We start from the raw sequence: 10,256 nt of genomic DNA, 5'->3' as shown, positions 1-10,256 counted from the left end.
TCGATGCAAGGTTTTGACCGTTACACCTAATAGCTCAGCTGCTTGCAGGGGAGTTAAACTAGACATAGATTGATTATATCACAGCTATTGTCTAGTTTGATGGCGTTTTGTCAATATTTTAGCGGTCAGCTACAAAACCCCAAGTTTCAGCCCCTAACCTTCGTTTGTGACGAGTTCACAAACTGGGCTAGCCGATGCAAAAATTCAGGCGAGTTCTTCCAAACTGCGGTAACCGACATCCGCAAGGCTGAGATGTTTGCGCTAATTGTTTCGCACAGTCGCACTCTGACAGGACTGGGCGACGCTAAGGGCATGGCGAAGCTACGGGATGAAGCGCTGTTGGAGATTGAGTTGTTGGGACAGCAAGACCCCGTGACGGGCAAGGCAGTACCCAAGTTTGAGGCACTGGTCAAGCTACCTGGGGGGTCGTTGAGCGATCGCGCTCTCGTCAAAATCCCTCGGCAAGAGTCAACACCTCAACAGCAACAAATCGATACAGCGTATTTAGAGCGCCTATACGATCTGAAATTCAACATCGTCCCTCCGACCGTATCCCCCGTATCCCCCGATGCGGGCAACTCAGAATACGCCGATAATCCAGACACAGCAGGCAATTTAGGCGATGCGGATACGGCGGATACGTATCCAGATACCGACTGGTTACCCACCCAAAATCAGCTAAAAGGGATGCTAGAGGATACGCAATTGCCGCCCGGACGCTTCATAAAAGAGGTGCTAAAGGCTACCAAATCAGAGCGGTACAGGACGGCTAAGCAGGCGATTGCGTGGATCGTTCGCCACCGTGGCGATTTCAAGCTGATGGAAAAAATGAGAGATCTGCTGCACTAATAAAGGAAGCGCCCACGCGACAAATACTGTCCGCAATGCGGAACTGAAGATATTGAATTCAATAAAACTTTTGGATTCTACAAGTGCAATAAATGCTAGCATTGCTGGGGCTGCCCAGAAGATGACTCGGACTACGACGAGCTGGAAGAGGAAATAGACCAAAACTAAAACAGAACAATCTAAACTTGTAATCCCCCGAATTGACCGGGGGATTTTTCTTAGGAATAAACCACTTGTAGGGGAATGGACTTGATGCCCAAGCTGGCGATTTGTTTCATGCGATCGCAGAACGCCTCAAATCCCAACTTATTCCTCAACACGATGCACCCCGCAGAACCAGGAACGTTGGCATCAAAATGAACGCCAAATTCCCCCCGTGTTACACCACCGGAAGACCGAACCGGGTCTGGGGTGATGTGAAAAAATTGCCCCTCAACACCTTTGGTAGCGAGGTAATAAGAGTTTGTAGTAACGCGGTATTCAAACCCCTGAGGAATTGGCCCTCTTGCCCTAGTCCACTGATCTTCCTTGCCTTGCCAGCCAGTCGCTCCAGAAGTTGCCAAGTAATCCACATCGGTTCCATCTGGGTAAATCAGCTTCAGGTTTCCCCATAAAAGGCTACAGGAATCCCGCAAATCCATCGAAAAAATCAGCTTATGATCCGTCATTTAACTCTCCTTCCAAACCTTAATCGGTGTTTTAAAACGTTGGTTGAGTTCACGCAGTCGGCGATACTGCGCCTTGATATCCCACTCAAAAGGACAGTAAATAATGCAGTCGAACCTTAGCTTTTCTAAAGCCTGCTGTGCAGTATCGAAGCAGTAACATTGCGTGAAGTTAATATTCCAATTCTTGAGAAGTATTTGGTATTTAGCCAGTAGTACATCTTCTCTGTTGCCAATCATTAAAATATTATTGCTCATACCTCTCCTTCACCAAGCCAATGGGGGAAGGGAACCAATACCCTAAAATCAGCAGGCTTAATGCTCGGCTGGTCGGATCGGACTCGCTCGCTGGAATAGAGAGGAAAAGAATCCAAAAGCTAATTAGAGCCTGTGTACAAAAAACTAAATATTTTACATCGAATTTCATACTTTACATTTTTTAACGCGCCTATACTTCTATTGAAATAGGCACGTTAAGGTTTGCCATTGTAGAAACTACTACATTTGCTATTCGCACTCGAAAGATTAATCGAGTAGGTAATCTTCACTTTCTCTTAATAAGTCCAGCGATTTAGACGATCGCTCGGGATTTTCTCGGCAATATCTATCAAGAGATTGGATTAAGCTTTTTTGAATAAATTGAGACTTAGAAACAGCTAATTCCTCGCACACTTGCGCAAGATCAATAGATAAAGATTCAGGGATATCAGCCTGCAACCGGCGATATTTTATCTTGGGTTTCAACTATAATTCATTTGCCATATTGGCTGTAATGAATGCCCAGTTAATTAACACTGGGGGTAAATTTGCCACGGTATTGGATAAGCCAAAGGCAGTGTATTTGGCTCGATGCTTGGAAAAGTCATTGGCATTGGATACCAAAGCACTGGCAATTCCCAAACGTCCCAAATTCCCGCAGGTGTATCGTCAGGTGGCGACCCAACTGCTTGCACAATAGCAGTCAAATCTGCTTCCATTCCCTCCCAAAAGTCCATTTATGCCACCCTAATTGCAAAAGACCAACTACCGCCGCGAATATTCACCCAGTTTTGTCCGCTGTCAGAGTTTAAACTTAGTTGCGGCAATCCTGAGGCAGCAATCGTTCCAAAATCTGTAGAGGTTAGTCCTACAAATCCGGAGCCAACACTAGAACATAAAATAATTCTTCGGTTAACATCCGGTCTTCCACCTGGATTAAACCCACTGGGCTGGTTAGCTAGATGAAATGATAAATCTACATAATTAGGACTAAAAGGGTTTCCCGGCAAAAGCCTGAAATGTGGAATATCTCTATTGGATGCACCAAATGCATAAAGCGCTGTAGCAGGCCACCACGCAGGCTTAACAATTGGGAAGAGAAAGCCTACAGAAAAAAGCGAAGTATTGTTGTCTGGCCTGCATCCGCAGACTAAAGCGACTTCACTGGAAGAAAAGGTTATCCACTTGATAGAAAAATTTTCATCACTATTGTAATTAATAAAAAGAGCGTTGTTAAACGTTTGAGCGGCAAATAAAGGTACAGCATTGGGCGTCAGCGTTAATTGCGAAGCTCCATCACCCATCCAAGCTTGAAATTTAATTGAGTTGCCACTTTGCTCAACTACAGTTCTTAAAAAAGCCCTGGGTTTTACTGTAGAAGAATTAGGAGCGTTAATTCTAAAAACTGCTTCATTTCCTGAAGCAGCTTCTTGAGCGTATCCGATGCTTAATAATTTAGAAGCAAGCGTTGCTCTAAATTTGTCGGCGTTCCAAGTGTCATTTATAATTTCAATGTTAGTTGCAACTGGCATATTAGCCTACAAAGTTAAAAGTTAAATTAACAATACCTGAATTTAGCGCTACTCTTTCAATCGTAACAAACACTGGACTAATAATAATAATAGGTTGACTTAAGTTAATTTTTTCTATGCTTCCACCTAAAAGGCAATCTAAAATAATTCCTTGATTGGTGCATGTTGGTTTAACTTGAGGTGGTCGGCCCAAATCCTGTTGTTGAGCCTGTTCGCTTTGATAAAGCCGAACTCGCACAACAAAGTTGCTAATTATTTGAAAAACAACCGCAAACAAAGGAAATTCGAGCGTATCAAGTTTATAAAAATAGCCAGGTTCTGCATTCCAAGCGTAATCCAAAGTGTTAATACTTAAACTTGCACCTTCTTGGCTACCACCAGAACCGCCCACAATTGCGCCGTTAAATGTTAAGCGTCCGCTGTTTTCGCCAAGTTTTCGTAAGGTTTGTAAATTTTCTAGCTCAATAGCAACGGGGTTATTGATTCCCATTTTTTAATTAGCCCCATAGTTCTTGTATTTCCATTGACCAGTCTATGTCTGGCACAAAGCCAATAAATCTGTTCCAACTTAACTGCTTCTTCACTTCAAAATGTCTAGCACTAACACCTCTTTCTAAAAAATCTGGATTGACGGGAAACTGCATTAGTAAAGGTTCGTTGCGCGGATAAACTCTCCGACTGAGTTCGCTGACTCTATTGCCTCCTACTTTGTAAACAATTCTCACCCAAGCAAAAGAATTTACCCGTTCCCAGTCTGAACAAGCATAATTAATCCGCACTGTAGGATTCGTTTCCAAAGCCGCAACTGGAAATTCTTTCCACCTATCATGCTCTGGAACAATCGTTCCCAAGCTACCCCAAACGCCAAAACTATCCTGGGTAGACATCCCAACAACCTTCTCCCATTACCTCGTCCCATTCGCCACCCAACGCATATTCTGTAGCTTCTTTGGTCGATACGCATTCTAGAAGGCAAGATTGTTGCTTTTTTACAAAGCAAAATTCCCCGTTTAAAGCGTCCATAAAATTAAGCTGTGCCTTTAGAAAAGGCAGGCAATCTATAACCTGGTCGTATTCCTCGTCGCCAGGTAAAATAATTAACCTGCCATAATTTCCAAATAAATAACTATGGGGCTGCTTGTCCTGATGTTGGGGTAAATCCAATTCTGCCACCTCTTTGTCCTACCATTATCCAACCTTCAGGCAAACTGCTTTCTCTAGCTGTATCTACAAACGTAGTAGTCACGCCGCCTTGCGCGTTTTCACCTGTACCTACCGTTACATATTTTCTCACTCTATTGGGTTTAGGCTTGTTAACTCCAAAGCAAGTTGTAGGTAAGTCGCTTGTGACTACATCCTCAATTCCTAGTGCCGTTCTGTCATTACCAATGACGTTGTATTGTTCCATATCCATTCGCCAGCCATACGAAATTATGATGCTGCCAGCTCGCATATTCACTTTAACCAATTTGGATCGCGGACTCGATACGCGTTGAGCAGAATAGTTTGGAAAAGTTAAATTCCAATTAGCGGCGAGCAAGGTAGCGCGGTTAGAAAAAAGATAAAACGAGCTTTCTCCGTTGGTTGTAGAACCCGGCTTGCTAGCCTTACCGGGTTTTGGCGAATTGCAACCTAGAACCGTTCCCGCTTGCAGCACGCCGTTAGTCATAGCATTTGCGTGCCCTAAAGTAGCGCTAGTGCTTTGTCTGCAGGTGGTTCTAAATCCATATATAAAACTGTTTCCCATTAAAACCGAAACTACGCGAGATTCTCTACCCCAAGGCATAATTACCCCTTCAAAACGCTTTTTCTTACTGTAAATTAACTTAACAATGCCTGCAAGTGCAGCGTTTTAGGTTGTGGATCGTAGCAACAACCTTTAAGATTGTAGCTAGGCACAGGCTATTAAAATGACCGAGATCGAAACAAAAATTTACATTTCTCTAGGCACTAGAAGTCGTAGAGCGCTAAAAAAAGTCAAATCCCGATTTAGCAAAAAGCCAAGGGATTATTGGCCTAGAAGCGATCTGATTCGGCGATTAACCCAACAATTTTCTCTAACCGAGACAGAAGCTTATAATGCGATGCTGAACATTCGCAAAGAAATCCTTAGGGAGCGGAACCGGGGGTTCTGAGCGCTTCGGCAATTAGTTCGTCTATGCCGCTGGGCTTTGTATCTGTAAATAATCGAATCTTTGGAGAATTGTTTCTTTGATAATTTCCCCGCAGACCTTTGATGCTATTTTCTTCAAACAATACTTTCTGCTGGTTAATTATGCTAAACCAGGCTGGATATATCCGTACTGTGTCTTTGTAAAGAGCGACGTTGGTAGCCCTGCGTCCTACTTTTTTCTCTTCAGCAGTATTAAGCGTCAACAGTTCGCATTCAGTCAAAGCAATTAGAGCGCGTAACCTTTCTTCTGCTTCTTGATCGCTACCTCCGTAGACAATCATGCAATGGATCGCATCGTTAGGGGCTTTTAACTTGCAAGTAGCCTTAAATCGACCCCAATTATATCCGTTGTTGCCACCAGCGGCTAATTTAATTTTCTCCCAGTCAACCGCGCTGCGTTTAACGCAGGGAATTGTATATTCTGCTTTAGTAAGTACGCCGTTAGGTGCGTACCTGTCTTTATACGGAGGCTTGGCAATTGAATACCATCTAATTTTAATTTGCAAGCTAATTGGATTGCTGCCAATTAGCTCTGTCCTAAATCCACCTAAATCGTTACCAATATCCTTGTTGTCGATTAATTGATAGTGAGACAAGGTACTAACGATCTGAGGCTTCAGCACCTTTTCATTTCCTGCTAATATAATTCGCTCGTTAGGAATATCCCTGTTTGGGGTAATTTCCACTATTCTTTGTTTACCTAAAACATCAGTTTTAAATTTCTGAGCCGCAATCAAGCTATCAACTGCGTTTGCTACGACGTATCCAGCTTCGACACAGCTTTCAAAAAATTCTTCTAGCATCTGTTCTGTAAAGTTGCGTAGCGCTTCGTTAGGAATTGCTTCAATTCTCTCTTCTGTTGCCTTGGCGAAACTCCAAGGTTTAGCGTTGGCAGTTCCCCAAGCTTGCACCGCTTGTTGAGCGCGATCGCCAAATATTTGACCAACCAACGGCGAATTATTTCTAATTAGCTTTCGAGCGTTTTTGAATCCCCAAACAAATAAAGTTGTTGCCCCAGCGCGAAAAGTCGATCTAATTAGGCTAGCAATTGAACCGGCTAATTCCTCAGCCATCTCTTCGCCAACTCGTTTAAGAACAAACGCACCAGCAACCTCGTTAAACGTAAATATGATTGCACCGGGGATAACACCGCAAGCTAACCAACCTAAAAATTGACCAACCACTCCCCCAGTTTGACCCGCAATTTGATTCCAGGTTGTTCGAACTTGCTGGTCTAGTTGCTCGTCCGTAGCATTCCAATTGAAGTGCCAGACAAACTGGCTTAAACTAACGAAAGTTCCCCAAATAGCCGATACAGTCCAAGCAAGAGCGCTGCTTAAATTGGTGACAATAAAACCAACCAAGCGCTTGCCCCAATTAAAAATTGCCGAAACAATATTATAGTTTTGTTGCGTGGATTGTTGAATGTCCTGAGATTTAATGACCCTGACGCCTGTAGAAACTATTGTCCTCCTAATAGCGCGAGATTCTAAAGCGCTTTTAGCGATATCAGCAATTCCCATTAAGTTTCCTCCGTTCCCCGATCCGAAGTATCGCCTATTTCTCTAATCCTGGGCCGCTGGTTGTATGGCCTTCCATAAGGATTTGTTGTATCTGTAATTCCGTTAACATCGGTAAATCCTCTTTCTGCTTTGTTCAAAAAGTCAGAAAAATCGCTAACTTGATTTTGGCTGTCATTGCCTTGATTGCCTTGCAATTCTTCGTCAGATAGCAAGGAAGCGGCATTTTTAATTAAGCTCTTGATTTGTTGCGCTTCAGTGCCGTCAAGCTTAATTTTTCTAAAATTTTGCGCTCTCCACTCGGCTGCAAATTTTTTCAAGTCTCCCAAGTCGTCTTGAAGATCTGTTTTAGAGTTTAACTCAACAATTTTAACTTTAGTAGTAGTTGGTTTAAATAATTTGTGAATTTGAGTTTCTCCTGGCGTAAAGGTTAAAGGCAGGTCTACTGTTGCTTGCCTTAATTGAGGACTGAGGTAATCTAGCACGGCTTGAATAGCGTGATAATTGGCAACGCTGGTTGCCTTGGTGCTTCCTATTTCAACCATTGCGTTTAATATAGCAGTCAATGCCGTCTCGGTATTTACCTTGTTGTTGATGGCGAGTCCTGCAACCTCTAGCATTAAATCGGCTAAAGTTGGAAACTTGAATTTTTTGGTTTGGTTTCCTTCTGTTTGAGGATCGATGTCCTCGACTTCTATTTCTCCTGGTAATTCACCTACTAAAGCGTCTATTTGCTTAGCAAGCCAAGAAATTAATTCAGGAATATTCTGAACTCTAATAACATTATTTCCTCTATCTGCCAAAAGTGATTGAGGCACGCTAACTGGGAATTCTGTAACTCCAACCCTTTTTTCAAGGCGAGCGACCATTTGTATTAATCTTCTAACGTCAGCGCAGCAGTTCATATAAAGTTGGGGAGAGGGTAATTTTGGTGGCTTTGGTGGTTCTGGAGGTTGAGGGGAGATTTCTTTTACAGTAATTGTACAAACAGTGCCACCAATATTTGCATAATACATGTCTTCTTGAGATTCGTATTCTCTAACATAAACGGCGTTATTCCAAGAATAAGAAGTAGCTATATAATAATCTTCTCCAGAAGCTTGACTGCTGTTAATATAAACAAGTCCTTCGTAAAAAACTGTAACAGTAATTGATTCTCCAGCTATAGCATAAGCTCCCAGATCGTAAACAGGTTCGCTGCGAGGAGATCTAATAACTCTTTGCTTCAATCTCCCAATCCCTTGTGTATTTAAAATTATAGTTGCTGGAACTGAATTACTACTATACTCGGAAGGCTGGCAGGGTATGTTAAAATAGTCATCAAAATTTCTGCCACCACAAACGTAGTGAGTTGTGCTTCTGCACTTAATTTCAAACACTATTCTATATTTTTGATTGGGGTCGCCTAGAGGCAATGCGGGCAACGAAGGTATTGCAGGCCAATCTATAAGGTAATCGCTTGTATTTGGTAATGGCTCTGGTTCAGGCTCGGGTTCGGGTTGCCTGCAAGCTGGCAGTATGTAGCAATAAGTTTGAGCAACAGTTTCGGTGGCAGAAAAGTTCTGCGTCATGGTAACGCAAACGCCGCAACCGTTAATGTTGATTTCGTAGCTAGGTTCTGCAAAAGAAGTTGGATCTTGTAAATCTATATCGCACAAATAGGCGAGCGAAGGGTGAATTTGACCGCAATCGTTGGTTTCTATTTGCGGTGGAGTGTTGTAAAAAGGAGTATCTCCAACTTGGTTGAGGTTTTCAGGTAAATCTCTGTTTCCCCAGTCAATACTAATTGGAAATCCACTACCTCCACCACCTTGGTTGTTTTCGCCAGGTTTGGTAGGTCTAGTTGGTCTAGTTCTAGTGCTGACGACACTCATATACTGCCTTCCATTCCCACTAACTTGCCGTTGCCGCCAACGCTAAGGGCGACTAATTGCTGCGCGATTACATAATTACTAAGCTCTTGATTAAAGCTACCGTTGGGCGTTAAATAGGGGCAACTATCGGTTAATACTTGAGAAGCGTGACCGTAAAAAAATCTGACGTTGGTTGTGCCTGCATTTACAAAATACAGAGCGCGCCGTTTGTGGTTAAACGGACGTACTACAACTGGCTCGTTGGCGGGTAGATCGATCCCAATTGGATACCAAGTGGTGATGGATTGAGATTTTCTTTCAATTAATTTTACTTCCGCTTTCCACTGCCCTTTAATTAAAACCTCATCGCGTCCAGACAATTGTTTGTAGCCTGAATCGAATAATACCTGAACGCCGATTCGATCCGATTCGCCTACCAATAAGACTTCTTGAGTAGCGCTTAGATAAGGGCGCAAGTGTTGAATTGGCAATTGAAAGGGAACGTTTTGCAATATAATAGGCTGACCTTGCTTTCTAAACAATCCGCCACCGTCGTCGTACAAAAGTTGAATTGCTACTTTTTCGTAGTTCAACCAGTTATTGTAAATCTTAGTTGCTTGCTCTGTGCGACTATCTAGATCGCTTATATCTGGCAAGGGAGCTTGATTGAGGCTGACGATGTTAGCAGCAATGTCGAAACTTTCAATAAATAATTGAACAAAGGTGTAATATTCGTCAGAGGTTTGAGCCTTGATTTTGTCAAAAACAGGACGGGCATCAAAGCATTGAACTTGAGCGTTGCCAGTGCCAGCAGTTAAAATAAATTGAAACGACCCGGTTAAGGCAATAAAATCTCTCATAGCAAGTAAGCTTTTCCAGTTGTGGTTTGTCCTCCATTTGATGCGATAGTTATCTCTAATGGCATGTTATTGTAACTAGCGTTAAACGTGCCGTTGCCTACCCCACCAACGGTGCTGTTGCTAATCGACCAGGTAATATAGTTGCCGTTGGTGGGATTTGTCGCTGGATTAAGTTCGAGGTTTTTAAGCAGTATTGTCTGCTCTAAAATTGCTCCTTGAATCGTGCTGCTCTTAACAGTGCCGCCGCTTCCCGCTACGTAGTGGGGTTGCCCTCCACTAGGTACGCTAAAGTAATCAATTGGGACAATTGAAACGTTGCCATTGCTGTCAGTTGTAATGGTAACTGGAAAATTTACTCTAGCTTCAAATGAAGCGCTATCATCATCAGCGCTGCTAGTTATGCGATTGACGCTGCTGGGATTGCGTAGCGAATCTCTTTCAAACGATTGAGCGCGCCGAATGTCTGCTATTAATCCGGCCTCTAATGTGGTTGCCTGATTGGTTCCATTAGATCCTGGTGTTCTTGCTGCCAATGGTTTATTCCTT

At 43.0% G+C, this 10,256-nt stretch carries 13 protein-coding genes; 2 read left to right on the top strand and 11 right to left on the bottom strand.

Going from position 1 to position 10,256, the window contains the following annotated elements:
* The first annotated feature begins 99 nt into the window (after positions 1–99).
* On the top strand, positions 100–849 hold the full coding sequence (locus ACE1CM_RS26405; RefSeq protein ID WP_374881824.1) for a hypothetical protein: 750 nt from the start codon (positions 100–102) through the stop codon (positions 847–849).
* 218 nt (positions 850–1,067) lie between these two features.
* Here ACE1CM_RS26405 and ACE1CM_RS26400 read toward each other — a convergent pair whose 3' ends face one another.
* Positions 1,068–1,517 (bottom strand): hypothetical protein, encoded by a 450-nt coding sequence (locus tag ACE1CM_RS26400; protein ID WP_374881823.1) that lies wholly within the window; start codon positions 1,515–1,517, stop codon positions 1,068–1,070.
* Positions 1,518–1,754: a hypothetical protein gene (locus ACE1CM_RS26395; RefSeq protein WP_374881822.1), complete on the bottom strand. Its 237-nt coding sequence runs from the start codon at positions 1,752–1,754 to the stop codon at positions 1,518–1,520.
* 532 nt (positions 1,755–2,286) lie between these two features.
* Here ACE1CM_RS26395 and ACE1CM_RS26390 point away from each other — a divergent pair.
* On the top strand, positions 2,287–2,472 hold the full coding sequence (locus tag ACE1CM_RS26390) for a hypothetical protein (RefSeq protein WP_374881821.1): 186 nt from the start codon (positions 2,287–2,289) through the stop codon (positions 2,470–2,472).
* 37 nt (positions 2,473–2,509) lie between these two features.
* Here the strand turns inward: ACE1CM_RS26390 and ACE1CM_RS26385 are convergent, their stop codons facing one another.
* The 9 genes from ACE1CM_RS26385 to ACE1CM_RS26345 all read right to left on the bottom strand — a co-directional run bounded on the left by ACE1CM_RS26385 (position 2,510) and on the right by ACE1CM_RS26345 (position 10,243).
* Positions 2,510–3,304: a hypothetical protein gene (locus ACE1CM_RS26385; RefSeq protein WP_374881820.1), complete on the bottom strand. Its 795-nt coding sequence runs from the start codon at positions 3,302–3,304 to the stop codon at positions 2,510–2,512.
* Between the two features lies 1 nt (position 3,305).
* A complete protein-coding gene (locus ACE1CM_RS26380; protein ID WP_374881819.1) occupies positions 3,306–3,794 on the bottom strand; it encodes a hypothetical protein in 489 nt (162 codons plus the stop codon).
* Positions 3,795–3,801: 7 nt separating this feature from the next.
* The gene (locus ACE1CM_RS26375; protein WP_374881818.1) at positions 3,802–4,191 is read right to left on the bottom strand and encodes a hypothetical protein; all 390 of its coding nucleotides are present in this window, start codon (positions 4,189–4,191) and stop codon (positions 3,802–3,804) included.
* The gene (locus tag ACE1CM_RS26370) at positions 4,175–4,327 is read right to left on the bottom strand and encodes a hypothetical protein (RefSeq protein ID WP_374881817.1); all 153 of its coding nucleotides are present in this window, start codon (positions 4,325–4,327) and stop codon (positions 4,175–4,177) included. The genes ACE1CM_RS26375 and ACE1CM_RS26370 overlap by 17 nt, the downstream gene beginning before the upstream one ends.
* A gap of 103 nt (positions 4,328–4,430) precedes the next feature.
* Positions 4,431–4,973 carry a hypothetical protein gene (locus tag ACE1CM_RS26365; protein ID WP_374881816.1) on the bottom strand — a complete coding sequence of 181 codons (543 nt, stop codon included), beginning with the start codon at positions 4,971–4,973 and terminating at the stop codon, positions 4,431–4,433.
* A 440-nt stretch (positions 4,974–5,413) separates the two neighbouring features.
* Entirely contained in the window at positions 5,414–7,000 is a 1,587-nt protein-coding gene (locus tag ACE1CM_RS26360; RefSeq protein ID WP_374881815.1) for a hypothetical protein, read from the bottom strand.
* Complete coding sequence (locus ACE1CM_RS26355) at positions 7,000–8,871, bottom strand: hypothetical protein (protein WP_374881814.1); 1,872 nt, start codon at positions 8,869–8,871, stop codon at positions 7,000–7,002. Before ACE1CM_RS26355 ends, ACE1CM_RS26360 begins: the two co-directional genes overlap by 1 nt.
* Entirely contained in the window at positions 8,868–9,710 is an 843-nt protein-coding gene (locus ACE1CM_RS26350) for a hypothetical protein (RefSeq protein WP_374881813.1), read from the bottom strand. The genes ACE1CM_RS26355 and ACE1CM_RS26350 overlap by 4 nt, the downstream gene beginning before the upstream one ends.
* Positions 9,707–10,243 (bottom strand): hypothetical protein, encoded by a 537-nt coding sequence (locus ACE1CM_RS26345; protein ID WP_374881812.1) that lies wholly within the window; start codon positions 10,241–10,243, stop codon positions 9,707–9,709. Before ACE1CM_RS26345 ends, ACE1CM_RS26350 begins: the two co-directional genes overlap by 4 nt.
* Positions 10,244–10,256 lie beyond the last annotated feature (13 nt).

The sequence above is a fragment of the Microseira sp. BLCC-F43 genome (assembly GCF_041929235.1).
GTDB lineage: Bacteria > Cyanobacteriota > Cyanobacteriia > Cyanobacteriales > Aerosakkonemataceae > Microseira.
The sequence above is the reverse complement of the archived record's forward strand: the minus strand, read 5'-3'. Positions and strand labels throughout refer to the sequence as shown.

What these genes read in the sequence shown, in the direction of transcription:
- ACE1CM_RS26405 (WP_374881824.1), top strand. Translation starts at nt 100, where the DNA reads ATGGCGTTTTGTCAATATTTTAGCGGTCAGCTACAAAACCCCAAGTTT.
- ACE1CM_RS26400 (WP_374881823.1), bottom strand. Translation starts at nt 1,517, where the DNA reads ATGACGGATCATAAGCTGATTTTTTCGATGGATTTGCGGGATTCCTGT.
- ACE1CM_RS26395 (WP_374881822.1), bottom strand. Translation starts at nt 1,754, where the DNA reads ATGATTGGCAACAGAGAAGATGTACTACTGGCTAAATACCAAATACTT.
- ACE1CM_RS26390 (WP_374881821.1), top strand. Translation starts at nt 2,287, where the DNA reads ATGAATGCCCAGTTAATTAACACTGGGGGTAAATTTGCCACGGTATTG.
- ACE1CM_RS26385 (WP_374881820.1), bottom strand. Translation starts at nt 3,304, where the DNA reads ATGCCAGTTGCAACTAACATTGAAATTATAAATGACACTTGGAACGCC.
- ACE1CM_RS26380 (WP_374881819.1), bottom strand. Translation starts at nt 3,794, where the DNA reads ATGGGAATCAATAACCCCGTTGCTATTGAGCTAGAAAATTTACAAACC.
- ACE1CM_RS26375 (WP_374881818.1), bottom strand. Translation starts at nt 4,191, where the DNA reads ATGTCTACCCAGGATAGTTTTGGCGTTTGGGGTAGCTTGGGAACGATT.
- ACE1CM_RS26370 (WP_374881817.1), bottom strand. Translation starts at nt 4,327, where the DNA reads ATGGACGCTTTAAACGGGGAATTTTGCTTTGTAAAAAAGCAACAATCT.
- ACE1CM_RS26365 (WP_374881816.1), bottom strand. Translation starts at nt 4,973, where the DNA reads ATGACTAACGGCGTGCTGCAAGCGGGAACGGTTCTAGGTTGCAATTCG.
- ACE1CM_RS26360 (WP_374881815.1), bottom strand. Translation starts at nt 7,000, where the DNA reads ATGGGAATTGCTGATATCGCTAAAAGCGCTTTAGAATCTCGCGCTATT.
- ACE1CM_RS26355 (WP_374881814.1), bottom strand. Translation starts at nt 8,871, where the DNA reads ATGAGTGTCGTCAGCACTAGAACTAGACCAACTAGACCTACCAAACCT.
- ACE1CM_RS26350 (WP_374881813.1), bottom strand. Translation starts at nt 9,710, where the DNA reads ATGAGAGATTTTATTGCCTTAACCGGGTCGTTTCAATTTATTTTAACT.